Origin of the sequence: Phaeobacter sp. G2 (assembly GCA_025163595.1) — a bacterium.
Classification (GTDB): domain Bacteria; phylum Pseudomonadota; class Alphaproteobacteria; order Rhodobacterales; family Rhodobacteraceae; genus Pseudophaeobacter.
On the sequence record CP104100.1, the window covers coordinates 2,980,042 to 3,003,561 of the forward strand.

Here is a 23,520-nt window from a genome sequence, read left to right on the forward strand (position 1 = left end):
CGCCGCGCCAATGAAAGCTGTTTTCAGATCTATAAGAAGAATGGCGTGTCTGTGGTGAAGGTTTCAGAGGTAGAGCTGCTCGAACTCAATATGAGGAGACTGCACACGCCTACGAAACGAGGATCGCGGAGTTACGCTCTGAAACCGCCACTTTGGAGGAAAAGCTTGCCAAGCAAGCCGTCCCAGAGGGTAAATTCGGCGAAATGTTCGAACTTTCCATGAAATTTTTGGCAAGCCCTTGGAACATTTGGGAAAAGGGGTCCTATGAACTCAAGAGAACGGTGTTGCGTATGGCTTTTTCAGGCACTCTGAGTGTATCGCGCGAAACCGGACTTCAAACTGCAGAAACCACCTTACCATTCAAGGCCTTACGGTTTCTGTCCATGTCCGAAAGTCAAATGGTGCGGGCGGTGGGACTCGAACCCACACGGGCACAAGGCCCAACAGATTTTAAGTCTGGTATGTCTACCATTCCATCACGCCCGCAAATGAGGCACAGTATTCGGCTTTGCCTTGGTCCCAAGGTCTAGCCGCCTAAACCTTGAGGCACAATCGGTTTTATCGGCTAAAAGTGCATTTTTGCCTCTCTCCTTTGCCCCCCTGCGCCTGCCAGGCGCACCCAAACAAGGGGCGCTCAGACCGGGGCCATGACCGCATCTTCCTTGACCGCCTGCATCGCAACATAGGTCGACGTAGATGCCACGTGCGGCAGGGAGGAGATTTTTTCCCCCAACACCTGCCGGTAGGCAGACATTGACCGCGTGCGCACCTTAAGAAGGTAGTCAAAATGCGACGCCATCATATGAGCCTGCTCAATTTCCGGAAGCTTCACCACGGCCGCGTTGAACTTGGACAGGGCTGCTTCGCGGGTATCATCCAATTTGACCTCCACAAAGGCCACGTGATCCAGTCCCAAACGGATCGGATCAATCAGGGCACGATATCCGGTGATGACCCCGGCGCTCTCCAGTCGGCGTAGCCGTGCCTGGGTCGGAGATTTCGACAACCCAATGCGTCGGGCCAGATCGGCAATGGAAATTCGCCCATCCTCAGCCAATACGTTGAGAATCTTTCGATCAAAGAGATCAAGGTCTGAAAAATCCATTTGGATCGCTCCAAAGCCAAAAATACAATCAGTAGCCTGACATTTACACCATCTTAAGTCTGTTGTCCTGCGAGAATAGCGATAATCTGGCCTAAACGCCCTCCTTATAGAATTGGAGCCTCAGAATGACCCAGCACAGCAAACTGCGTGACCGGATTGATGCCGGAACCTATGTCGACCAACAAAAGATGTTCGCCCAGCTGTGCACGACCGCAGCGCTGGATGCGGCGGACCGCGCGGCGATCTGCGCCAAGGCGGCCACATTGGTGCGCGACATCCGGGGCCATTCCAATCCGGGCCTGATGGAAGTTTTCCTGGCGGAATACGGCCTCTCCACCGACGAAGGCGTCGCCTTGATGTGCCTTGCAGAGGCCCTGTTGCGGGTGCCGGATGCGGAAACCATTGATGCGCTGATCGAAGATAAGATCGCGCCCTCTGATTGGGGCAAACACCTGGGTCGCTCCTCCTCGTCTTTGGTCAATGCCTCGACCTGGGCCTTGATGCTGACCGGGCGGGTGCTGGATGAGGACCGCAGCCCCGTAGGCGCGTTGCGCGGCGCAATCAAACGTCTGGGCGAGCCAGTGATCCGCACTGCCGTAGGCCGCGCAATGAAGGAAATGGGCCGTCAGTTTGTGCTGGGGGAAAACATTGAAGCGGCCATGAAGCGGGCCGCCGGGATGGAGTCCAAGGGCTATACCTACTCCTACGACATGCTGGGGGAAGCCGCCCGTACCGAAGCCGATGCCGCGCGCTATCACCTGGCTTATTCCAAGGCGATCTCGGCAATTGCGGCAGGCTGCACCGAGGATGACATCCGCAAAAACCCCGGCATTTCGATCAAGCTCTCAGCCTTGCACCCGCGCTATGAACTGGCCCAGGAAGCCCGCGTCATGGAAGAGCTGGTGCCACGCATCAAGGCGCTGGCGCTGCTGGCGAAATCCGCAAAGATGGGCCTCAACATAGACGCCGAAGAGGCCGACCGCCTGTCGCTGTCACTGGAAGTGATCGAAGCCGTGGTCTCGGATCCATCGCTGGCCGGTTGGGAAGGCTTTGGCGTTGTGGTCCAGGCCTATGGGCCACGCACCGGCCTGGCGATTGACGCGCTCTATGAGATGGCCGAAAAATACGACCGCCGCTTTATGGTGCGTCTGGTCAAGGGCGCCTATTGGGACACTGAGATCAAGCTGGCGCAGGTCGAAGGCGTCGATGGCTTTCCGGTCTTCACCAACAAGGCCTTGACCGATGTTTCCTATATCGCCAATGCCCGCAAACTGTTGCAGATGACCGACCGGATCTATCCGCAGTTTGCCACCCACAATGCCCATACCGTCAGCGCAATCCTGCATATGGCCGACGATGCCGAGGCCTATGAATTCCAGCGCCTGCATGGCATGGGCGAAACCCTGCACAACATGGTGCTGGAGCAAAACCAGACCCGTTGCCGCATCTATGCGCCTGTTGGCGCCCATAGTGACCTGTTGGCCTATCTGGTGCGTCGCCTGCTGGAAAACGGCGCCAACAGCTCGTTTGTCAATCAGATCGTTGACGAAGATGTGGCCCCCGAAGTGGTCGCCGCCGACCCCTTTGTCGAGGCTGCGGATTGCGCCAATAAAATCCCAACCGGGCCAGAGCTTTATGCCCCGGAACGACCCAATTCCAAAGGCTTTGACCTGGGCCACGCGCCCACCCTTGCCCGGATTGAGCAGGCCCGCGCCCCCTGGCACACACACAGCTGGCAAGCGGCGCCGCTGATTGCCGGTGATGCTGCCCCCGAGGCGGCTGAGGATGTCATCAACCCCTCTGATCTGACCGCCGTCGGGCAGGTTACCCCCGCCAGTGCGGCGGATGTGGAACAGGCACTCGCTGCCGCGCAGCCCTGGGATGCCCCTGCGGCTGAGCGGGCTGCGGCGCTGAACAAGGCGGCGGATCTGTATGAAGAAAACTTTGGCGAGCTTTTTGCCATTCTGGCGCGCGAAGCCGGCAAGAGCATTCCAGACGCGGTGGCTGAGCTGCGCGAAGCGGTGGATTTCATGCGCTACTACGCCGCAAACATCCCCGAAGCAGCCCCTGCCGGTGTGTTCACCTGTATCTCACCCTGGAACTTTCCGCTGGCGATTTTCTCGGGGCAGATTTCTGCAGGGCTGGCCTGTGGCAACGCGGTGCTGGCGAAACCAGCAGAACAGACGCCGCTGATTGCCCATCGCGCCATTTCGCTGATGCACGAGGCCGGTGTGCCGCGCAGCGCCCTGCAATTGCTGCCAGGGCAAGGTTCAAAAATTGGTGCCGCCCTGACGGGGGATGCCCGCGTGGATGGCGTTGCCTTTACCGGCTCCACCGCCACCGCCATGCGGATCCGCAGCACCATGGCCGAGACCCTGCGCCCTGGCGCGCCTTTGATCGCCGAAACCGGGGGGCTAAATGCAATGATCGTCGACAGCACCGCCCTGCCCGAACAGGCCGTTCAGTCGATAATTGAAAGCGCCTTTCAATCCGCAGGCCAGCGCTGTTCCGCGCTGCGCTGTCTCTATCTACAGGACGATGTTGCCGACGGTGTGCTGACCATGCTCAAAGGCGCGATGGATGTGCTGAACCTTGGCGATCCCTGGCACCTGAATGTCGACAGCGGTCCGGTGATTGATGCCGGTGCCCGTGCGGGCATTCTGGCCCATATCGATCAGGCCCGTGCAGAAGGCCGGGTGTTGAAGGAGATGAGCACGCCGCAGGCCGGCACCTTTGTCGGGCCGACCCTGATTTCGGTCACGGGCATCGGCGATCTGGAGCAAGAGATCTTCGGCCCGGTTCTGCATGTGGCCCGTTTTAAATCTCAGGATCTGGACAAGGTCATCAACGACATCAATGCCACCGGATATGGGCTGACCTTTGGCTTGCACACCCGCATTGATGACCGGGTTCAGCATGTCTGTGACCGCATTCACGCGGGCAACATCTATGTGAACCGCAACCAGATTGGCGCCATTGTCGGCAGCCAACCCTTTGGCGGCGAGGGCCTGTCCGGCACCGGCCCCAAGGCAGGGGGGCCGAACTATCTGGCCCGCTTCTGCGCGCCAGACCGCCAGACCAGCGCCGAGACCTGGGGGACAACCACCGCAGATCTGCCCGGTGAGACTGGCGTTCCTGGCCGTCCCATCACTACCTCGCTGCCCGGGCCGACGGGGGAGTCCAACCGGCTGACCACCTCGGCCCGCCCGCCACTGCTGTGCATGGGGCCCGGTGCCACCGCCGCAGCGGCCCAGGCCAAAGAGGTCATCGGCATGGGCGGTACCGCCATTGAGGCCCACGGCATGTTTGATCTACATCGGCTGGAGTTCATCCAGGGTATTGCAGGCGTGCTGTGGTGGGGCGATGAAGACACCGGCCGCGAGATTGAGCGCACCCTGGCCAAACGCCAGGGGCCAATCCTGCCGCTGATCCCCGGCCACCCTGATCGCGCCCGGGTTCTGGCAGAGCGCCACGTCTGCGTCGACACCACCGCCGCAGGTGGTAATGCGGCCCTGTTGGGCGGCGAAAGTTAAGATGACCTTAACGCTATAAGATCTTGACGTTGGGCCAAAATCGGCCCAGCGTCACCCCATGTTCCCACTGCGTGACCACAACCCATCGAACTGCACCCCCTATGTGGTTTATACCCTGATGGCGGCCAATATTCTGGCCTTTGTGATGTATTCGGGGCTCAGCGCCGACCCGCGTGCGCTGATGCAGTTCTATCAGGCCTATGCGATCATCCCCGCCCAGATTGTAGGTGGTGAGAACTCTTCCACCCTGCTCACATCGGTCTTCATCCATGGCGGGTTGATGCATCTGGGCGGCAATATGCTGTTTCTCTGGATCTTTGGCGACAACTTGGAGGATGAGATGGGGCATTTGCCCTTTCTCGCCTTCTACCTTGCCTGTGGCGTTGGCGCCGGGCTGATCCATGTCCTGGCGGCCCCGACCTCGCAGGTGCCCACCATCGGAGCCTCTGGTGCCATTGCAGGGGTCATGGGCGGCTATTTGCTGCTGTTTCCCAAGGCGCGCGTCGATATACTGCTGATCCTGATCGTGTTTTTCCGCGTTATCACGGTGCCGGCCGCGCTGATGCTGGGGCTTTGGCTAGCCTTGCAGATCTTTGGTGGCTTTGGCTCGAACCCTGATGAGGGCGGTGTCGCCTATTGGGCCCATGCAGGTGGCTTTGCGGTGGGTCTGGTGCTGGTGCTTCCCCTTTGGCTGCGCCGCGGCGGTCCAAAGTATTGGGAACGAACAGCGGGGTCACCACCGAACCCCAAGACCGAATACACCTATAGTGTCACCCGCGTGCCGCGCCTGCCGCGCAAAAAGAAAAACCCAAACCGAACACATCCCGGCCCCTGGGGGAAATGAAGGAGAGCCAAGTGGTTACACTCACCGCACGCTGCCATTGTGGCGCAGTCGTTTTGAGCGCCGAATTCCCGCAGGGGCTTGCCTCTGCCGCCCGTTGTGACTGTTCCTATTGCAGCCGTCGGGGCGCTGCCGCGGTAACGGCGCTGACCAGTACGCTAAAGGTGCACAAAGGCGACAAAAACCTGAGACTCTACACCTGGGGCACCGGAACGGCCAAGCACTACTTCTGCAAGACCTGCGGCATCTACACCCATCATCAACGCCGCTCTGATCCGAATGAATGCGGGGTCAACCTGGGCTGCATCGACGGGGCCAATCCCAGAACCCATGCGCAGAGCCATGGCGAAATTCCCTGGAATGACGGGGTAAACCACCCTGCGGATCAGCAGGCCTGAGCACCGGCGGCCGCATCTGCGCCATGAGGCAGATACAGGGGGGGGAGGTACAGGGCGTTGACGAGGATGCCGCGACTGGCACACACAACGCCACGCAACAAAAAACGCGACCAAAGGGGCCGCGTTTTCATCGTTCTCGCTGACTTCAGTGCGGGGTTAGCCCCGGACCACCTTCGCAAAGCTTTCAAAGATCGGCTCGTTGGCGCAGATCACTTCGCCGCTCTCAACAATGCTTGCCTCTGGGTCCATGGATTCTGCCAGACCGCCGGCTTCTTTTACGATGATGATACCCGCTGCCAGATCCCAGGAATGCAGGCGACGCTCCCAAAAGCCCTCGTAGCGGCCCGCAGCCACATAGGCCATGTCCAGTGCTGCCGAACCAAAGCGGCGCACGCCAGCGGTTGCAGGCAAAAGCCGCGCCAGATCCTGCAGGGTTTCGGGCAGATCGGCCCGGCCCGCAAAAGGCAGGCCAGTGGCAAAGATTGATTCAATCATGCGATGACGAGCAGACACCCGAATACGGGTCTCGTTCATCCAGGCGCCAGTGCCTTTTTCGGCAAAGAACATCTCATCCTTGGCGGGGTCATAGATCACCCCGGAAACGATGTTGCCCTTGTGCTCCAGCGCGATGGAGATCGCCCAGTGCGGCAGACCATGCAGAAAGTTGGTGGTGCCATCCAGCGGATCCACAATCCAGCGACGGGTTGGATCCTCGCCGGGGGTTTCGCCACCTTCTTCGGCCAGCCAACCATAGGTCGGGCGGGCGCCCATCAGCTCATCCTTCAGGATCTTCTCGGCGGCGATATCGGCCTTGGAGACAAAGTCGCCAGCGCCCTTGCGCGAGACCTGCAGGTTTTCCACTTCCTGGAAATCCTTCACCAGGGAACGGCCAGCCTTGCGGGCGGCTTTGATCATCACATTAAGGTTTGCGCTGCCAATCATGTTTGCTGGATCCTGTTGAATGCGGGGAGATGTCGGTCAATGCGTGCCTATACGCCCCAGTGTCGCATTTGCCAAGGGTGAATGCAGCATCAGGTAAATACCCCTCCCCCTTCGGGCCGCTGGGTTTTCCGCAGGGTCATATCTGTGCAACGGTTGTCAAAGGCCAAACTGAACGACACAGTTCAGTAAAACCCACCGCAGACCACGCTGAGCGATGGGCCACAACAGGGAGAGAGAGATGAGCACAGAAATGCAAGAAATCGTTTTGGCAAGCCGCCCCGAGGCGGAACCAACGCCTGAAAATTTTCGACTGGAAACAAGCCCCCTGCCCACTCCGGGTGACGGGGAAGTAGTTGTAAAAGTTCACTTTATGTCACTGGACCCCTATATGCGGGGACGTATGGATGACGCCAAATCCTACGCCGCCCCAGTGCCAATCGGCGGCCGTATGGAAGCCGGCGCCGTCGGCGAGGTCATCGCATCAAACAGCCCCCATTTTAAGGTGGGCGATTTTGCCTTTGGTATGTTTGGCTGGGCCAGCCATGGCTGCCTGCCTGCGCGTGAGCTGCGCAAGCTGGATCCAAGTCAGGGGCCTATCACTGCTGCGCTTGGCGTTTTGGGCATGCCCGGGTTTACCGGATGGCATGGCTTATCCGCTTACGGCCGCCCCCAGGAGGGGGAAACCCTTGTTGTGGCGGCGGCAACTGGCCCGGTTGGATCCATGGTGGGGCAACTGGCCAAAAAGGCAGGGCTGCGTGTTGTCGGCATCGCTGGAGGCGCAGAAAAGTGCAAAATGGCGGTCGAAACCTTTGGCTTTGACGCCTGCCTGGATCACCGCGCCTATGCGGATGCCCGCGCCCTGCGCAAGGATCTGAAAGAGGCCTGCCCCAAAGGTATCGACATCTATTTTGAAAACGTTGGCGGCAAGGTTTTGGAGGCGGTACTGCCGATGATGAACCCCCATGGCCGCATTCCAATCTGCGGCATGATCGCCTGGTACAACGCCGGCGGTCTGGGCGAAGGCGCCAGCGATGCGGCCCTCACCGGCCCCAACATCTGGCGCAATGTGCTGGTGAAGTTCCTGTCGGTAAACGGCTTTATCATCTCCAACCATTTTGACCGCTACCCAGAGTTCCTCAAGGAAGTTGGTCCAATGGTGGCCAAAGGCGAGCTCCGCTTTGTGGAAGACATCGCCGAAGGTCTGGAAAACGCCCCAACCGCCTTTATGGCGATGCTCAAGGGTGGCAATACCGGCAAGCAGATCGTCAAGCTGGTGTAATAGATAGCCGCGATGATGAAAGTAAAGGGCCTCAGAGGATCAGCGGATCTGGGGCCCTTTTTAGTTAGTAGACCACCCTAAAAACTGATGTGTCAGTTAGTCGTCGGTAAACAAAGTGCCGATGCTTTCACCACTGATTTCATCACTTCTATGCCACGATACCCAAATCGGCGTATCGCAGAGCCCTGCATTTTGCATATTGTTGGAAAGCAACCGCGACAGCGCTTTGGGATCCCCTGCCAGCTTGTGCTTCTTGAAATAGCAGTCAATGCGCCAATGGGGCGCCGCGCCTTCGATGTGTTCTGGCCGCCAGACAAAATACCTGGCAATCGGGGTAGAAACAGAACCAGACCCGCCCCAGCTGCCCCGAACGTGGTAGATCTCGCCGATCCTCGTTTCTGAAGTTTCACTTCCTATTGCGCGAAATTTCGCATTCAGATCGAACCTGTGCATGTCTACATTTCCTCACACTGCCGACCCGCTGCCTACTGCTGCTGCAGTTTGCGCGCCTCGACCTTGGCCAGGCGGATAAGTTCCTGCATATAGGGCTTTTGCCGGTCATCGCTGCGGATCGCCGCATAAAGGCGGCGGGTGATGCCGGATTTAGTCAGCGGCCGGGTGACATAATCAGACGAGTATTTCACCTCGCGCACCACCCAGTCCGGCAGCACCGTGATACCCCGGTTCGAGGCCACCAACAGCAGGATGACTGCCGTCAGCTCTACCTGGCGAATGCTTTCCGGTTCAACCCGCGCCGGGGTCAGCAACTGGCTGAACACATCCAGCCGTGACTTCTCGACCGGATAGGTAATCAGCGTTTGGCCGACAAAATCCTCTGCCTCAACATAGGTTTTCTGGGCCAGCGGGTGCTGTGCGGAAGCGACAAAAACCGCCTTGTAGTCAAAGAGTTCGATAAAATCGACGCCGGGAATGTCCTCAGGATCCGACGAGACCACCAGATCCACCTCCTCTTTTTGCAGCGCGGGCAAAGCGTCAAAAGCGAGGCCCGGACGAATGTCCACATCCACATCGGACCAGCTTTTGCGAAAGGCCTCAAGCACCGGGAACAGCCACTCAAAACAAGCGTGGCATTCAATGGCGATATGCATCCGTCCCGCATGGCCATCGCGCAATGAGGAAAACTCCGCCTGGGTTGCTTCGACCTGGGGCAACACCTGTTCCGCCAGGCGCAGCAACCGCAGCCCCGCCGCCGACAGCTTCATCGGCTTGGAGCGGCGCAGAAACAGCTCGACCCCGGCTTGATCCTCCAAACCCTTGATTTGATGGCTCAAAGCGCTTTGGGTAATGTTGAGCTGATCAGCAGCCCGCGCCAAACCTCCGGCCTCGTGAATGGCCTTAATGGTGCGCAGGTGGCGAAACTCGATATGCATAACTACAGCTCAGCTCATGTTGTTCTTGAGAATTATGAAATTGTTTCACAATGCTGCACATGCAACAAGAGCGAAATCAAACGGAGAGCAAAGTCATGACCAGCCCTGAGATTTCATTTGAGTTTTTCCCGCCGCAGTCGCTGGAGGCCTCATTTCGTCTATGGGACACCGTGCAGACCCTGGCTCCACTTGATCCGCGTTTTGTATCCGTCACCTACGGCGCCGGCGGCACCACACGGGATTTGACACGGGATGCGGTAAAAACCCTCCATAGCAGCTCTGGGCTCAACGTGGCGGCGCATCTGACCTGCGTCGATGCCAGCCGGACCGAAACACTGGAGATCGCCGAGACCTTTGCCGACGCTGGTGTCAGTGAAATTGTCGCCCTGCGCGGCGACCCTCCTAAGGGCAGCAGCCAGTTCGTGCCCCATCCCGATGGTTTTGCCAATTCGGTTGAACTCATCGAAGCCCTGGCGGCCACCGGCAAATTTACCCTACGCGTCGGTGCCTACCCAGATCCCCACCCCGAGGCAGCCAATGCGCAAGCGGATGTGGATTGGCTCAAGCGCAAGCTGGACGCCGGCGCCGATGAGGCGCTCACTCAGTTCTTCTTTGAGCCCGAGACCTTCCTGCGCTTCCGCGATGCCTGCGCCAAGGCGGGCATTAACGGCGATAAGCTGGTTCCCGGCATTCTGCCAATTGAAAACTGGAAAGGTGCACGTAACTTTGCCAAGCGCTGCGGCACCGTGATCCCAGCCTGGGTGGATGACGCCTTTGCGAAGGCCGCCCGCGACGACCGCGAAGACCTGCTGGCCACCGCCATTTGCAGCGAACTGTGTTCTGATCTGCTGGATGAGGGCGTGAAGAAGCTGCATTTCTATACGCTCAACCGTCCGGAACTGACCCGCGATGTCTGCTTTGCGCTTGGCCTCACGCCGAACATCTCTTTGGAGAACGTAGCGTAAAGCTTGTTGCAGGTCCGACCTTTAAGGTAATTCCAAAAAGGAACGCACTAAAGGCACCTCACTCAAGAGGCGCCTTTGGTGCGTCTTTGGAATTCGCACAAAAAGGGCCCTGACATGGCAGTTGCAAAATCCCCAGCCGATCTGTTGCCGATGGATCAGGTTGTTCAGTTTTCCGGGCTTGAGTTCATGCAGGGCATACTGGAAGGGCGCCTGCCCGGCCCCCCAATCGGGGCACAACTGGGCTATACCCTGCACGAAGTCTCAGAGGGGCGCGCGGTGTTTCGTGGCACCCCGGAATTCGAAGTCACCAATCCCATGGGGACTGTGCATGGCGGCTGGTACGGAACGCTGCTCGACAGTGCCATGGCCTGCGCTGTGATGACGGCCGTCCCCAAAGGCTCCGCCTATACAACCTTGGAATATAAGATCAATATCCTGAAATCCATTCCCCTGGGCACCACTGTGGATTGCGTCGGGTTGATTGATCATGTTGGGCGCTCCACCGGGGTGGCCCATGGCGAGATCCGCGGCGTCAAGGATGGCAAGCTCTACGCCACGGGGTCAACCACCTGTATCGTGATGAATGTCTTTGGCAGCAAAGCCTGAGCGCTTGGCGCTGTAGGCGCCACTCCACCACAATAGCCACCAGGGACTTTAACTGAGACCTTCGCTGTGGAGGCCAAAGACCCTGGTTATTGGCGCGGCGCTGAAGGCGCATTGCCTGTCAGCCCGGCAAACCAGCCCGCAGATTTCTGCTGCATCACCCGGCCCTGAACGCTGCTGTGCAGCCGCTCACTGGGGTCCAATCCCACCTGCCGTTTGCTGCGCAGCAAAAAGATCTTGCCCCAGCCCTTCCAGGTGCCGATTGAGGGCGCTTTGGGATCGACCGGAAAACGCATGCGCCAGTCTTGCGGCAGGGCGAGGCCACAGTCCTCCGCCTTTTCCAACATCCAGACCAACGGCACATTGGACAGGGGTCGCGCCTCCTCAAAACCAGCAAGCTGGCCGCCAATATCGCCATGTGCCCCGTGAAACCAGACCTGTTCGATACGACCATTCCAGCCCTCCGGGCAGGTCCAAAGCACCGGTTTGAAAACATCGCGGGTCTCGTCCAGCGCCAGGGCATGGTAGCCATGCTTTACATGCGGGCCCAGTTCATGGTTGTGAAAGGCATGGCGGCTTTCAGCCCAGCGCCACAGCAGGGGCAGCCGCAGCCCCAGGGCCTTGACCGTGTCCCAGACGCCGATCATCTCTATTTTGGTCTCGCCGTGGCAATGCGCCCGGCGAAAGGCCTGCGCCACCTCAGGCGATCCGGCCTGCTGGTAATGGCGGTAGGCGGTGCGAATATTGCGCACGGTTGCATGTTCCGCCTTTAACAGGCCAACCTCGCCGATCACCCCCGCTAACGAGCGCACCGCATAGGCACCACGGGAATAGCCCAACAGGTAGATGCGGTCGCCAGGGCGATAGCGCGAGGCAAGATAGCCATAGGCACGGCGGATCTGCCGGTTGATACCGCGCCCCATCATCACATCCGGTGCACTGGCCCAACCGGTCCACTGCACCCCGGCTTCATAAAAGACCGAAACCTCAGCCCCCATTTCACGGCACATCTGATAGAGCCTGCCGGCATGTGTCTCATGCCCCGGTTCCAGCGTCGACATGGTGCCATCTAGAATGATCACATGGGCCTGCGGCCCCCGCAGCTTGGCCTCACCGGAATGTTCCGAGCGCAAGGGGCGCCCGAGCCATCCGAGAAAGCGATTTCTAAGCTGCTTCAGTCCCATTCCGTAGTGCTTCCCATAGTTTCAGCGGTGTGAACGGCATGTCCACTTGCCGCAAGCCCTTGTCCCAGGTGGCATCTTGAACCGCATTGGCCAATGCCGCCAGGGCGCCAACTGTCCCGGCCTCGCCGCAGCCCTTCATCCCCATCGGGTTTTGGGTCGAGGGCACCGGCTCAGAGGTAAACCCAATCATGGGAACGTCACCGGCGCGCGGCAAGGCGTAGTCCATAAACGTTGCCGTGAGCAGCTGCCCCTCATCATCATAGACCACATGCTCCATCATCGCCTGGCCCAGCCCCTGCACAACACCGCCATGCACCTGACCTTCGGCAAGCATAGGATTGATAAGGTTACCAAAATCATCAACGACGGTATAGCGATCCACATGGCAGGTGCCGGTCTCCGGGTCGATCACAACTTCCGCGAGATGGGCCCCGTTTGGAAACGAGCGCCCCGGCAATTGCGCCCGCGCCGCGTGACGCAGCAAATCAATGCGGCCTTTCGCGCGGGCCATCTCTGCCACTTCCAACATCGAAGGCGTCAGGTTTGACCCCGGTGCCCGGAACGTCTCGCCGTCAAAATTGACCGCCTCTTCCTCAACCCCCATTTCCTCTGCCAGGAAGGGGCTAAAGGCGGCAACCATCACGTCCACGGTCGCCAAGGTGGCATTGGCCTGGGTGGTCACCGAACGCGACCCGCCGGTGCCACCGCCCTTGGCGATGCGGTCACTGTCGCCCTGAATGGTCGAGATCATCTCGGCCGGAATACCCGTCTGATCCGCGAGGAACTGGGCATAGACAGTTTCATGCCCCTGCCCGTTGCTCTGCGTGCCAACATAGATATTCACCCGGCCATCCTCCAGAAATTCGACCTCTGCGCCTTCTGAAGGGTCGCCCAAAATGCTTTCGATATAGTAACACAGGCCAAGACCACGCAGTTTGCCGGCCTCTGCATCAGCGGCACGACGGGCCGCAAACCCTGCAATATCGGCCTCTTCTTCGGCGCGTGACAGGACCATAGAAAAATCGCCAACATCATAGCTTTCGCCGGTGACCGTGGCATAGGGGAAATTTCCCGGGGCAATAAAATTGCGACGGTGCAGCTCAAGCGGGTCAACCCCGAGCTCCCGTGCGGCGCGATCCATCACCCGTTCCAGCACATAAATCGCCTCGGGGCGCCCAGCGCCGCGATAGGCATCCACCTGGGTGGTATTGGTATAGATGCCTTCCACCTGCAGCCAGGCGGTTTTGATATCGTAGACCCCGGCCAGGACCCGGCTGAACAGCTGGGTCTGGATCGGTTGGCCAAACTGCGAATTATAGGCCCCAAGGTTACAGCGGGTCTGCACCCGGTAAGCGGTGATTTTCAGATCCGCGTCAAAGGCCAGTTCCGCCAACGAGGTGAGATCGCGGCCACCGTTGTCGCTGAGCATCGCCTCGGTGCGGTCCGACATCCAGAACACCGGTTTTTTCAACGCCCTAGCGGCATGAGCGACGACAAAATACTCCGGATAGGTCATCGCCTTCATGCCAAAGCCACCGCCCACATCGGGCGTCACCACATGCACCTCCTCCTCGGACAGATGCAGCTTGGCTGCTAGTTGGCTTTTGGCCCCCCAGACGCCCTGACCCCCATAGGTGAAATGCAAACGCCCCTCGCTCCAGGTGGCAAAACAGCCCCGTGGCTCCATGGCGTTGACGATAATGCGGTTGTCATCCACCTGCAGCGCCACGGTATGGGCCGCAGCCTCAAAGGCCGCTTGTGTGGCCGCCTCGTCTCCCATGCCCCAGTCAAAGGCGCTGTTGGTTGGCGCTTCTGGGTGCAACGGCTCGCCACCCGCCTGCAGGTCCAACTTGACCGGCAGATCGTCGATATCCAGCTCAATCAGCTCACCCGCGTCCCGCGCCTTATCCAGCGTGTCGGCAATCACCACCGCAATGGGTTCCCCGACAAAACGGACCCGGCCATTGGCCAGCATGTGGCGTTCAGGGGCGGCCCCATCGCTGTCATCGCGGTTTTTGACCACGGTGGCATCCATGGTGGTGGTCAGCCCCGCCGCCTGCAGGTCAGCCAGGGTCAACACCATATGCACCCCATCGGCGGCGCGGGCCTCTGCCAGATCCAGGGTCGAGATTACCCCATGGGCAACCGGACTGCGCAGCACCCAGGCCCGCAGTGCGCCTGCCGGGGCGCAGTCTTCGATATAGTTACCATGCCCGGTCAGAAACCGCACATCCTCGACCCGTTTGACCGGCTGACTCTTTCCAAATTTTTCCATGCTCGCCCCCTGTTCGCGCTGGCTGGTGCTTTAGGGGGACCTTAGCCTTAGTGGCGCGCTTGTCCAGAGAGCTCGATCACCGTCGCCACGTCAGACAACCCGTAGCCATTGAACTGGGTGCTCATGGCGGAAGAATAGGCACCCAACCCCGGAAACAGCACATAATCCCCGGCCTGGGTATCCGCCGGCAGCGGCAGACCATCTGGCAGTCGATCCAGGCTGTCACAGGTGGGGCCAAAGACAACCCGCGGAGTACGCACCGCTTGCCGGTGGATGCCTGTGGCGCTGACCACCTCAACCCGCCCGGGAAGCCCCATATCACGGATATCAACCAGACCGCCGTAGATCCCATCGTTCAGGAACACCCTCTCGCCGCCTTGGCGCATGCCCTTGATCCGCGCCGCCAGGGTGAAGGATTCAGAAACCATCGCCCGACCCGGTTCGCAAATCAGCTGCGGGTGGTTGGCGCCAAAGGCCGCAACCACGGCGCCTTTGATGGCTGTAAAGACCCGCTCCAGATCCGGCGCCACCCCATCGCGGTTAGCGGCAAAGCCCCCGCCCACATTCAGCCGGGCAATCGACACCCCCGCCGCCTCAACAATGCGCTTGGCCGCATGGATGTATTCAACCCAGGCCGCAGCATCCTCACACTGGGTGCCGGGATGAAAACACAGCGCCGGGGTCCAGCCCTCAGCGGCGACCCGTTTCAGCAAGGCAACGGCCTCATCCGGGGCAGCGCCAAATTTGCTGCCAAAATCATAGGCCGCGCCCTCCACCGGCAAGGCAAAACGCACTGCGATTTCCTTGTCACGGGGCACGGCGGCCAGCTTATCCAGCTCGGATTGCTCATCCACCGACCAGCTGGCCACATCCTGAGAGATCCCCGCTGCGATTTCAGCCATAGAACGCACCGGGTTGTTGTAATGCATCACCGCGTCAGGGCTGGCCAGGCGTACGGCCGCCATCTCCGCCGGAGAGGCCACGTCAAAGGCCGAGATCCCGGCCGCCACCAAATTCGACAGCACCGCCTGGTGCGGGTTGGCCTTGACCGCATAGGTGACCACCCCGTCAAAACCCGCCTGAAACCGCTGCGCCACCTGGTGCAGCACCCGTGGCGAGAAATAAAGGATCGGGTGATCCGGGTTGTGTCGCGCCAGGTGAGTTTCAGGGTCAAGCCATAGGGGGGGGATCTGCTGCATCTGGTAAAGCCTCATAGTGTTTTGCTTATTTTCCGTCGCTTTGGCGTCGATATCCCCCGGCATTTCGACTAGGGTGACGAAAAATTTCGGCAAATTGCAGGCCACAGCATGAAAACAGACGAAACTGACCAGCAGCTTTTGACCCTGTTGCGAGAAAACGCCCGCCGCCCGGTCTCCGACCTTGCCCGCGCGCTTGGGCTCGCCCGCACCACGGTGCAGGCCCGGATTGAGCGGCTGGAAACCACCGGCGCAATTGAGGGCTATACTCTGCGCGCCTCGGCGGCGACGCGCCCGCCGTTGCAGGCCACGGTGCTGATCTCGATCGAGCCAAGGTCCGGCCCCGAGGTGCTGTCCCGGCTGCGCAGCCTGTCGGGGGTTGAGGTGGTGCATACCACCTCCGGGCGGTTTGATCTTTTGGCCCAGGTGGTGGCCCAGACCACAGCCGAGCTGGATCAGACCATAGATCGCATTGGCGAGGCCCGTGGCGTGCGCTCCTCCGAGAGCCTGATCCATCTGGCCACCAAGCTGGATCGCACCCCCTAGGCGCTGGCCTTTTTACCTGCAAACCCAGCGATGGCTTTCCCTTTGCCTGTCCATTCGTTATTGGATGCAGCAACCCGAATTCAACCGACGCAGGACGACCCTCATGGCACTGGACAAGACATTCGACGCGGCCGAAGCTGAAAGCCGCCTATACAAAGCCTGGGAAGAGGCCGGCTGCTTTAAAGCAGGCGCCAATGCCAAGCCTGAGGCCTCGACCTATTGCATCATGATCCCGCCGCCAAACGTCACCGGCGTTCTGCACATGGGCCATGCCTTTAACAACACGCTGCAGGACATCCTGATCCGCTGGAAGCGCATGCAGGGCTTTGACACCCTGTGGCAGCCGGGATGTGACCACGCAGGTATTGCGACGCAAATGGTTGTTGAGCGAGAGCTCGCCAAAGAAGGCAAGAAACGCACCGACTTTAGCCGCCCTGACTTCCTGGCCAAGATCTGGGAATGGAAAGAGCAGTCCGGCGGGACCATCATTGAGCAGCTCAAACGCCTTGGCGCCTCCTGCGACTTTGACCGCACCGCCTTTACCATGGCAGGCGCAGCTGGCGACACCCGTACGGGCCACGAGAACTCGCCCAATTTCCACGATGCCGTGATCAAGGTTTTTGTGGAGATGTACAACAAAGGCCTGATCTATCGCGGCAAGCGCCTGGTCAACTGGGACCCGCATTTTGAAACCGCGATCTCGGATCTGGAGGTCGAGAACATCGAGACCCCCGGCCATATGTGGCACTTCAAATACCCGCTGGCAGGTGGTGCCACCTATACTTATATCGAGAAGGACGAGGACGGCAATGTTACGCTCGAAGAAGAGCGCGACTATATCTCCATCGCCACGACACGTCCCGAAACCATGCTGGGTGATGGCGCGGTTGCGGTGCACCCCTCGGATGAACGCTACGCGCCCATCGTGGGCATGCTCTGCGAGATTCCCGTTGGTCCCAAGGCGCAGCGCCGCCTGATCCCGATCATCACGGATGAATACCCCGACAAAGACTTTGGTTCCGGCGCGGTGAAAATCACCGGTGCCCATGATTTCAACGACTATCAGGTCGCCAAGCGCGGCGGCATTCCGATGTATAACCTGATGGACACCAAGGCCAATATGCGCAGCGACGGCGCGCCCTATGTTGAGGAAGCCACCACCGCCCAGGCGATTGCCAATGGCGAGGCAGAGTTCACCGAGGCCAGCATCGCCGCGATGAACCTGGTGCCGGAAGAATACCGCGGCCTGACCCGCGAAGAGGCCCGTAGGGCGGTGATCGCTGACATCACTGCCGAGGGTCTCGCCGTGATGGTGACCGAGACCAAAACGGTCAAAGACGAGGACGGCAACGAGACTGAGGTCTCGGAGGTCGTGCCTTATGTTGAGGCCAAGCCAATCATGCAGCCCTTTGGCGACCGCTCCAAAGTGGTGATCGAGCCGATGCTGACCGACCAGTGGTTTGTTGAGACCGACAAGATCGTCGGCCCGGCGCTGGACGCGGTGAAAGACGGCACCGTCAAGATCCTGCCCGAGAGCGGCGAGAAGACCTATTATCACTGGCTGGAAAACATCGAGCCCTGGTGCATCTCGCGCCAGCTGTGGTGGGGCCACCAGATCCCGGTTTGGTACGGGCCAAAAGTCGCAGTTGATGAAGCCGGGGCCCCTCTTTCGCCCTCCCCCCTTGATTACAGCGAAGTCGTCGCATTCTGTGGGGCTGACTTCCATGAAGCATGTAAGAAAGCTGATGAGTACTACAACAAATTTCACCTGGGATTAGGCGGTTACACAGAACTCGAAGCTGGTGATAGCTTTGCTGATTTCAAAGACGAGAGCAATGAGTTCTGGTGGGAAGGCCAAGCCTACGCGCACCTAATGCGCGACCCCGACGTGCTGGACACCTGGTTCTCTTCTGGCCTCTGGCCGATTGGCACCCTGGGCTGGCCCGAGTGGAGCGAGGAAACCTCGAAATACTTCCCTACCTCAACGCTGGTCACCGGTCAGGACATCCTGTTCTTCTGGGTGGCGCGGATGATGATGATGCAGATGGCGGTTCTGGATCAGGACCTCCCCGTCGAGCAGCGCATCCCCTTCGACACCGTCTACCTGCATGGGCTGGTGCGTGACGCCAAGGGCAAGAAGATGTCCAAATCCACTGGCAACGTGGTGGATCCTCTGGAAATCATTGACGAATACGGCGCCGATGCGCTGCGCTTTACCAATGCCTCCATGGCCTCCCTTGGTGGCGTGCTGAAACTGGATATGCAGCGTATCGCCGGCTACCGGAACTTTGGCACCAAACTGTGGAATGCGGTGAACTTTGCCAATTTCAACGAGGTCTATGATGAGGCCAAACCTGGCTATTCCTGCCCGGATGCACAGGCAGCCGTAAACCAGTGGATCATTGGCGAAACCGCCAAGGTCCGCGTTGAGGTCGACGCCGCGCTTGAGGCCTACCGTTTCAACGATGCGGCGCTGTCGCTTTATGCCTTTGTCTGGGGCAAGGTCTGTGACTGGTATATCGAACTCTCCAAGCCGCTGTTTGGCTCAGAGGATGAGGCGGTGATCAATGAGACCCGCCAGACCCTGGGCTGGGTGCTGGATCAATGTATGGTGCTGTTGCACCCCATCATGCCCTTCATCACCGAAGAGCTGTGGGGCAAGACCGCCAAGCGCGACACTATGCTGGTGCATGCAGATTGGCCCACATATGGGCTGGAGCTGGTCAACGAGGCGGCGGATACGGAAATGACCTGGGTCATCACCACCATTGAAAACATCCGCTCGGCCCGCGCCCAGATGAACGTACCTGCCGGCTCCAAAATCCCGATGGTTGTCACCCAGTTTGATGATGCGGCCCGCGCCGCCTGGGAGGCCAACGAAACCATGATCAAGAAGCTCGCCCGCGTGGTGAGCCTGGATCAGGTGGAGAGCTTCCCCAAAGGCTGCGCCAGCGTTGCCGCACCCGGTGCCAGCTTTGGCCTGCCCCTGGCGGATATTATCGACGTGGACGCGGAAAAGGCGCGGCTGAAGAAAAACCTCGGCAAACTGGCCAAAGAGCTGGGCGGGCTGCGCGGTCGGCTCAAGAACCCCAAATTTGTCGCCTCGGCGCCGGATGAGGTGGTGGCAGAGGCCCGCGAGAACCTCGCCTTACGCGAAGAGGAAGAAGCCAAGCTGCAAGACGCCCTGTCGCGCCTGCAGGAAATTGAATAAGGCAACCGCCGCTCTCGAACGGATACGCACCAAAAAACGCCCGCCACCGCGCGGGCGTTTTTCATATATGCGACGTGTATTTTTGTTATTTTTTGGTATTTTCACGCGCTTACGGGGAAAATGTCTGGCAGCTCACCATTGTCTTTGCCGTGGTTCTGTATCAGCTTGTTGCAAACTGCATGAGGGAGTTCTGAAAATGCCAAAGGGCTATTGGGTCGCGCATGTCGATGTTGACGACCTGGACCGGTACAAGGAATATGTCGCAGCCAATGCCGCACCTTTTGCCGAGTATGGCGCACGCTTTCTGGTACGGGGTGGGCCGAAAGAGGTGCGCGAAGGTGCGATGCGCGCCCGCACCGTGGTGATCGAATTCAAGGATTTCACAACAGCAAAATCCTGTTATGATAGTGTGTCTTATCAAGACGCCAAAGCGCTACGTGATCCGGTTTCTACCGGCGACATGGAGATTATCGAAGGCTACGATAGCTAACATCAACAGATTGACCAGCTGGCACATTCTGGGGTTCCCAGCGCGTTGACTGGTCAGGTTTCCGGGTCAGAGATATCGACCCAACCATCGATTAAAATAGTATGGCCAGCTGCGTTTCGCCGCCGCCACCGGCCCCTAGATCCACGGAGTATCCCTGGCATGCTCAAGAAACTTTTTCAGGCCTTCCGGCCCAACGATCCGCCGGCCCTTCCTGATCCGGATGCCGAACTGGCTTTGGGGGCTTTGCTGGTGCGCGTCGCAAAATCGGACCGCGAATATAAGCTGGAAGAGATCAGCCTGATTGATCGGATCCTGTCGCGACTGTATCAACACGACGCCCTTGAGGCTGCCAAGGTCCGGGCGACCTGTGAGAAATTGCATTCCGCCGCCCCCGAGACCGACACCTTTGGCCGCCTGATCCGCGAGACCACCGGGCTGGACGAACGTCTGGCCGCCCTGGATGCCCTGTGGGAAGTTGTGCTGGCCGACAATAATGAACACGAAGGCGAAGTTCGCATTCTTGAAGAGGCCTATAAGGCGATGGGCCTGTCCTTTGCAGACAATGAGGCCGCGCGGACAAAAGCCCAGGTCAAGCTCCTGGCAAGCCAAGGGGACAATAATGTTTAAAGAACTTCTGGCCCGCCTTTTGGCCCCCGCACCAGAACCATTGACGGATGAAGGCGCCCGCATGGCGCTTACTGCGCTATTGGTCCGGATCGCCCGCTCTGATCAAAACTATTCTGAAGTCGAGAAAGATCGCATAGATCGCATTATCTGCTCGCGGTTTGACCAGGATACTGGGGGCGCGATCATTCTGCGCGAACAGGCCGAGGCAATGGAGGCCGAGGCCCCCGATACGGTGCGCTTTACCCGCGCCATCAAAGAGGCTGTCAGCCTGGAAGATCGCATTGGTGTCGTCGAAGCCATGTGGCAAGTGGTACTGGCGGATGGCCACCGCGACGCTGGTGAAGATGCTTTGATGCGGCTCACCGCAAATCTTCTGGGCGTCAACGACCTGGAAAGTGCCCAGGCCCGCAAACGGATGGAGGCAGCCATATGATTGCCTTTCTCGGCATGTATGACAGGCCTGAAACCGCTGCGGCCAATGACCTGCTCTGGTCTGCCATTCGCTACAATCTGGAAAACGGGCCGGCGACCCTTTCCCGCGAGATTGAGCCATGGTCAGCCTGGAGCTCACCCGACCTTTTGTTGGCGCAGACCTGCGGCTGCCCCTTCCGTACCCGATTGTATGGCGAGGTAGAGCTGGTAGGCACCCCGGACTATGGCCTGCCAGATTGTGCGCCCGGGTTTTATCGCAGCGTATTGATCGCCAAAAAATCCGCTGCCACGCCACGGCTGGAACAATTCGACCGGGGGCGTTTTGCCTATAATGATGCCTTGTCGCAATCCGGCTGGGCAGCCCCGCTGATCCACCTGCAAGACCGCAGTATCCTACCGGGCGCCCTGATCGAAACCGGCAGCCATCGCGGCTCTGCCCAAGCGGTGGCCGAAGGGCGCGCTGATTTTGCCGCTCTCGACCTGTTGTCCTGGGAGATGATCCAGACCTACGATGATTTTGCGGATGAACTGTCCGTTGTTGATCTCACTGTACCAACCCCTGGCCTGCCCTTTATCACCGCATTAAACCAGGACCCTACAACGCTGTTTCTGGCGATAAAATCCGCAATTGACTCTCTGGATGAAACGACGCGCGCCACTCTCAGGCTGAAAGGGTTCTTGCACATTCCAACCAGCGAGTACCTGGCAGTGCCAACGCCTCCGGGGCCGGTCCTGACAGGGCTAAAGATCAAGGCACGCGGTTAGTGCACAGCTGCCCATTTCGAAGACTGTGACCTCCTTTCCGTGCAGTTATCCTGAATACTTCCCGGTTTTGACATTGCATTCAGCCATTTTTTCGGTCCAATTAGAGCGAGTTTTTTTCACAACTGGGCGAAACCGTTTTGACCACACTGGCACCTGTACTCGAGATCCGCGACCTGCATAAATCTTATGGAGAGCTGGAAGTTATCAAAGGTGTCAACATCACTGCCCATCGCGGGGATGTTGTGTCATTGATCGGCTCCTCCGGGTCGGGGAAATCGACCCTTTTGCGCTGCTGCAACCTGCTGGAAAACAGCCAGGCCGGAGAGATCAATTTTAAGGGAGAGCCCATCACCTGGTCCGGCAAAGGGCTGAACCGTCGTCCCAGTGATGCCAAACAGGTTCTCCGTATTCGGACCAATCTGTCGATGGTGTTTCAGCAGTTCAATCTCTGGGCCCATATGACCATTTTGCAAAATGTGATGGAAGCCCCGGTCACGGTTCTGGGGCGCGATGCCAAAGAGGTCGAGGACGCCGCGCGCCAATATCTGGACAAGGTTGGTATTGCCGACAAATGGGACGCCTACCCGGCGCAGCTGTCTGGCGGCCAACAGCAACGTGCAGCCATCGCGCGGGCGCTGTGCATGGAGCCCGAGGCCCTGCTGTTTGACGAACCCACCTCGGCGCTGGATCCTGAGTTGGAACAGGAAGTGGTCAAAGTCATCAAGGACCTGGCCGGCGAAGGCCGCACAATGATGATTGTGACCCATGATATGAACCTCGCCGCTGATGTGTCCGATAAGGTGGTGTTTCTGCACCAGGGCCTGATCGAGGAACAGGGCACCGCCGATGAGGTCTTTGGCAATACGCAATCCGAACGGTTGCGCAACTTCCTGGCGCCGACCCGGCACCTGCGCGCAAGCCGTTAGCCCCTTCCCTGAGGCCCGATCCGGGCCTTGGCGACGACAAGAACAAACCAAAACAGAAACCAAAAACTGGGAGTATCACCATGAAATCACTCATTCTGACCACCGCAGCGCTTGCTTTGACCGCTGGCATGGGCCTGGCTGACACAGTCCGTCTGGGCACCGAGGGCGCCTACCCTCCCTACAACTTCCTGAACGACAACGGCGAAGTGGACGGTTTTGAGCGCGAGCTGGGCGATGAGCTGTGCAAACGCGCCGAGCTGACCTGCGAATGGGTCACAAATGACTGGGATTCCATCATCCCCAACCTGCTGTCAGGCAACTACGATGCCATCATCGCCGGCATGTCGATCACACCTGAGCGGAAAGAAGTTGTTCAGTTCACCCAGGGCTACACACGCCCCTCGCCTTCCGCTTTTGCCGCCCTGTCGGCAGATGTTGATTTGACCTCCGCCGTTATCTCTGCGCAGGCCTCGACCATTCAATCTTCGCATGTCGCGGGCACCGGCGCGACGCTCGTCGAATTCCCCACGCCGGATGAAACCATTGCCGCAGTAAACGCAGGCGAAGCAGATGCCGTCATGGCCGACAAAGACTTCTTGCTGCCGATCGTTGACGAAACCGATCTGCAGTTTGTAGGCGAAGACGTCTTCTTGGGTGATGGCATCGGCATGGCCTTCCGCCAGTCTGATACCGACGTCATTGCCAAGTTCGACGCGGCAATTGCTTCAATGAAAGAAGACGGTTCGCTGAACATGCTGCTCGACAAATGGGAAATCGAAGGCAAGTTCTGAACCTTTTGATCCCTAAACAC

At 59.2% G+C, this 23,520-nt stretch carries 21 protein-coding genes and 1 tRNA gene; 14 read left to right on the top strand and 8 right to left on the bottom strand.

Annotated features, from left to right (window positions below):
- Window positions 1–399 precede the first annotated feature (399 nt).
- Window positions 400–486 (bottom strand) — tRNA-Leu (locus tag N1037_14115).
- A gap of 148 nt (window positions 487–634) precedes the next feature.
- Window positions 635–1,105, bottom strand: a complete 471-nt coding sequence (locus tag N1037_14120) for an Lrp/AsnC family transcriptional regulator (protein ID UWS78402.1) — start codon at window positions 1,103–1,105, stop codon at window positions 635–637.
- 125 nt (window positions 1,106–1,230) lie between these two features.
- Between N1037_14120 and putA the strand changes: the two genes are divergently transcribed.
- The 3 genes from putA to N1037_14135 are packed head-to-tail and all read left to right on the top strand — an operon-like array spanning window position 1,231 to window position 5,877.
- A complete protein-coding gene (putA, locus tag N1037_14125; protein UWS78403.1) occupies window positions 1,231–4,638 on the top strand; it encodes a bifunctional proline dehydrogenase/L-glutamate gamma-semialdehyde dehydrogenase PutA in 3,408 nt (1,135 codons plus the stop codon).
- A 58-nt stretch (window positions 4,639–4,696) separates the two neighbouring features.
- Entirely contained in the window at window positions 4,697–5,482 is a 786-nt protein-coding gene (locus tag N1037_14130; GenBank protein UWS78404.1) for a rhomboid family intramembrane serine protease, read from the top strand.
- A complete protein-coding gene (locus tag N1037_14135; protein ID UWS78405.1) occupies window positions 5,479–5,877 on the top strand; it encodes a GFA family protein in 399 nt (132 codons plus the stop codon). The genes N1037_14130 and N1037_14135 overlap by 4 nt, the downstream gene beginning before the upstream one ends.
- Before the next feature lie 156 nt (window positions 5,878–6,033).
- Here the strand turns inward: N1037_14135 and N1037_14140 are convergent, their stop codons facing one another.
- Window positions 6,034–6,819: an inositol monophosphatase gene (locus N1037_14140; GenBank protein ID UWS78406.1), complete on the bottom strand. Its 786-nt coding sequence runs from the start codon at window positions 6,817–6,819 to the stop codon at window positions 6,034–6,036.
- Window positions 6,820–7,057: 238 nt separating this feature from the next.
- On the opposite strand from N1037_14140, the gene N1037_14145 reads away from it, so the two are divergent.
- Window positions 7,058–8,098, top strand: coding sequence for an NADP-dependent oxidoreductase (locus N1037_14145; GenBank protein UWS78407.1), 1,041 nt, complete (start codon window positions 7,058–7,060; stop codon window positions 8,096–8,098).
- 96 nt (window positions 8,099–8,194) lie between these two features.
- Here N1037_14145 and N1037_14150 read toward each other — a convergent pair whose 3' ends face one another.
- Both N1037_14150 and N1037_14155 read right to left on the bottom strand, forming a co-directional pair.
- A complete protein-coding gene (locus N1037_14150) occupies window positions 8,195–8,551 on the bottom strand; it encodes a hypothetical protein (GenBank protein ID UWS78408.1) in 357 nt (118 codons plus the stop codon).
- 32 nt (window positions 8,552–8,583) lie between these two features.
- Window positions 8,584–9,489: a LysR family transcriptional regulator gene (locus N1037_14155; GenBank protein UWS78409.1), complete on the bottom strand. Its 906-nt coding sequence runs from the start codon at window positions 9,487–9,489 to the stop codon at window positions 8,584–8,586.
- Window positions 9,490–9,584: 95 nt separating this feature from the next.
- Here N1037_14155 and metF point away from each other — a divergent pair, with 95 nt between their 5' ends.
- Together metF and N1037_14165 are read left to right on the top strand one after the other, a co-directional pair.
- On the top strand, window positions 9,585–10,454 hold the full coding sequence (gene metF, locus N1037_14160; protein UWS78410.1) for a methylenetetrahydrofolate reductase [NAD(P)H]: 870 nt from the start codon (window positions 9,585–9,587) through the stop codon (window positions 10,452–10,454).
- Between the two features lie 114 nt (window positions 10,455–10,568).
- On the top strand, window positions 10,569–11,060 hold the full coding sequence (locus N1037_14165; GenBank protein UWS78411.1) for a PaaI family thioesterase: 492 nt from the start codon (window positions 10,569–10,571) through the stop codon (window positions 11,058–11,060).
- A gap of 86 nt (window positions 11,061–11,146) precedes the next feature.
- On the opposite strand, the gene N1037_14170 is transcribed toward N1037_14165, so the two are convergent.
- Genes N1037_14170 through N1037_14180 form a run of 3 tightly spaced genes read right to left on the bottom strand, consistent with a single transcriptional unit; the run spans window position 11,147 to window position 15,715 of the window.
- Window positions 11,147–12,241 carry a DUF2235 domain-containing protein gene (locus N1037_14170; GenBank protein ID UWS78412.1) on the bottom strand — a complete coding sequence of 365 codons (1,095 nt, stop codon included), beginning with the start codon at window positions 12,239–12,241 and terminating at the stop codon, window positions 11,147–11,149.
- Window positions 12,222–14,516 carry a xanthine dehydrogenase family protein molybdopterin-binding subunit gene (locus tag N1037_14175; GenBank protein UWS78413.1) on the bottom strand — a complete coding sequence of 765 codons (2,295 nt, stop codon included), beginning with the start codon at window positions 14,514–14,516 and terminating at the stop codon, window positions 12,222–12,224. Before N1037_14175 ends, N1037_14170 begins: the two co-directional genes overlap by 20 nt.
- Window positions 14,517–14,563: 47 nt before the next feature.
- Window positions 14,564–15,715: a type III PLP-dependent enzyme gene (locus tag N1037_14180; protein UWS78414.1), complete on the bottom strand. Its 1,152-nt coding sequence runs from the start codon at window positions 15,713–15,715 to the stop codon at window positions 14,564–14,566.
- 108 nt (window positions 15,716–15,823) lie between these two features.
- Between N1037_14180 and N1037_14185 the strand changes: the two genes are divergently transcribed.
- From N1037_14185 to N1037_14220, 8 genes are all read left to right on the top strand, one after another.
- On the top strand, window positions 15,824–16,258 hold the full coding sequence (locus N1037_14185) for an AsnC family transcriptional regulator (GenBank protein UWS78415.1): 435 nt from the start codon (window positions 15,824–15,826) through the stop codon (window positions 16,256–16,258).
- Between the two features lie 103 nt (window positions 16,259–16,361).
- A complete protein-coding gene (locus tag N1037_14190) occupies window positions 16,362–19,469 on the top strand; it encodes a valine--tRNA ligase (GenBank protein UWS78416.1) in 3,108 nt (1,035 codons plus the stop codon).
- A 196-nt stretch (window positions 19,470–19,665) separates the two neighbouring features.
- A complete protein-coding gene (locus N1037_14195; GenBank protein UWS78417.1) occupies window positions 19,666–19,959 on the top strand; it encodes a DUF1330 domain-containing protein in 294 nt (97 codons plus the stop codon).
- A gap of 159 nt (window positions 19,960–20,118) precedes the next feature.
- Window positions 20,119–20,586, top strand: coding sequence for a TerB family tellurite resistance protein (locus N1037_14200; protein UWS78418.1), 468 nt, complete (start codon window positions 20,119–20,121; stop codon window positions 20,584–20,586).
- Window positions 20,579–21,019 carry a TerB family tellurite resistance protein gene (locus N1037_14205; protein ID UWS78419.1) on the top strand — a complete coding sequence of 147 codons (441 nt, stop codon included), beginning with the start codon at window positions 20,579–20,581 and terminating at the stop codon, window positions 21,017–21,019. The genes N1037_14200 and N1037_14205 overlap by 8 nt, the downstream gene beginning before the upstream one ends.
- On the top strand, window positions 21,016–21,783 hold the full coding sequence (locus N1037_14210) for a phosphate/phosphite/phosphonate ABC transporter substrate-binding protein (protein ID UWS78420.1): 768 nt from the start codon (window positions 21,016–21,018) through the stop codon (window positions 21,781–21,783). The genes N1037_14205 and N1037_14210 overlap by 4 nt, the downstream gene beginning before the upstream one ends.
- Window positions 21,784–21,920: 137 nt before the next feature.
- Window positions 21,921–22,709: an amino acid ABC transporter ATP-binding protein gene (locus N1037_14215; protein UWS78421.1), complete on the top strand. Its 789-nt coding sequence runs from the start codon at window positions 21,921–21,923 to the stop codon at window positions 22,707–22,709.
- 80 nt (window positions 22,710–22,789) lie between these two features.
- A complete protein-coding gene (locus tag N1037_14220; protein ID UWS78422.1) occupies window positions 22,790–23,500 on the top strand; it encodes a transporter substrate-binding domain-containing protein in 711 nt (236 codons plus the stop codon).
- Window positions 23,501–23,520: the final 20 nt, after the last annotated feature.

What these genes read in the sequence shown, in the direction of transcription:
- N1037_14120 (UWS78402.1), bottom strand. Translation starts at nt 1,105, where the DNA reads ATGGATTTTTCAGACCTTGATCTCTTTGATCGAAAGATTCTCAACGTA.
- putA (UWS78403.1), top strand. Translation starts at nt 1,231, where the DNA reads ATGACCCAGCACAGCAAACTGCGTGACCGGATTGATGCCGGAACCTAT.
- N1037_14130 (UWS78404.1), top strand. Translation starts at nt 4,697, where the DNA reads ATGTTCCCACTGCGTGACCACAACCCATCGAACTGCACCCCCTATGTG.
- N1037_14135 (UWS78405.1), top strand. Translation starts at nt 5,479, where the DNA reads ATGAAGGAGAGCCAAGTGGTTACACTCACCGCACGCTGCCATTGTGGC.
- N1037_14140 (UWS78406.1), bottom strand. Translation starts at nt 6,819, where the DNA reads ATGATTGGCAGCGCAAACCTTAATGTGATGATCAAAGCCGCCCGCAAG.
- N1037_14145 (UWS78407.1), top strand. Translation starts at nt 7,058, where the DNA reads ATGAGCACAGAAATGCAAGAAATCGTTTTGGCAAGCCGCCCCGAGGCG.
- N1037_14150 (UWS78408.1), bottom strand. Translation starts at nt 8,551, where the DNA reads ATGCACAGGTTCGATCTGAATGCGAAATTTCGCGCAATAGGAAGTGAA.
- N1037_14155 (UWS78409.1), bottom strand. Translation starts at nt 9,489, where the DNA reads ATGCATATCGAGTTTCGCCACCTGCGCACCATTAAGGCCATTCACGAG.
- metF (UWS78410.1), top strand. Translation starts at nt 9,585, where the DNA reads ATGACCAGCCCTGAGATTTCATTTGAGTTTTTCCCGCCGCAGTCGCTG.
- N1037_14165 (UWS78411.1), top strand. Translation starts at nt 10,569, where the DNA reads ATGGCAGTTGCAAAATCCCCAGCCGATCTGTTGCCGATGGATCAGGTT.
- N1037_14170 (UWS78412.1), bottom strand. Translation starts at nt 12,241, where the DNA reads ATGGGACTGAAGCAGCTTAGAAATCGCTTTCTCGGATGGCTCGGGCGC.
- N1037_14175 (UWS78413.1), bottom strand. Translation starts at nt 14,516, where the DNA reads ATGGAAAAATTTGGAAAGAGTCAGCCGGTCAAACGGGTCGAGGATGTG.
- N1037_14180 (UWS78414.1), bottom strand. Translation starts at nt 15,715, where the DNA reads ATGCAGCAGATCCCCCCCCTATGGCTTGACCCTGAAACTCACCTGGCG.
- N1037_14185 (UWS78415.1), top strand. Translation starts at nt 15,824, where the DNA reads ATGAAAACAGACGAAACTGACCAGCAGCTTTTGACCCTGTTGCGAGAA.
- N1037_14190 (UWS78416.1), top strand. Translation starts at nt 16,362, where the DNA reads ATGGCACTGGACAAGACATTCGACGCGGCCGAAGCTGAAAGCCGCCTA.
- N1037_14195 (UWS78417.1), top strand. Translation starts at nt 19,666, where the DNA reads ATGCCAAAGGGCTATTGGGTCGCGCATGTCGATGTTGACGACCTGGAC.
- N1037_14200 (UWS78418.1), top strand. Translation starts at nt 20,119, where the DNA reads ATGCTCAAGAAACTTTTTCAGGCCTTCCGGCCCAACGATCCGCCGGCC.
- N1037_14205 (UWS78419.1), top strand. Translation starts at nt 20,579, where the DNA reads ATGTTTAAAGAACTTCTGGCCCGCCTTTTGGCCCCCGCACCAGAACCA.
- N1037_14210 (UWS78420.1), top strand. Translation starts at nt 21,016, where the DNA reads ATGATTGCCTTTCTCGGCATGTATGACAGGCCTGAAACCGCTGCGGCC.
- N1037_14220 (UWS78422.1), top strand. Translation starts at nt 22,790, where the DNA reads ATGAAATCACTCATTCTGACCACCGCAGCGCTTGCTTTGACCGCTGGC.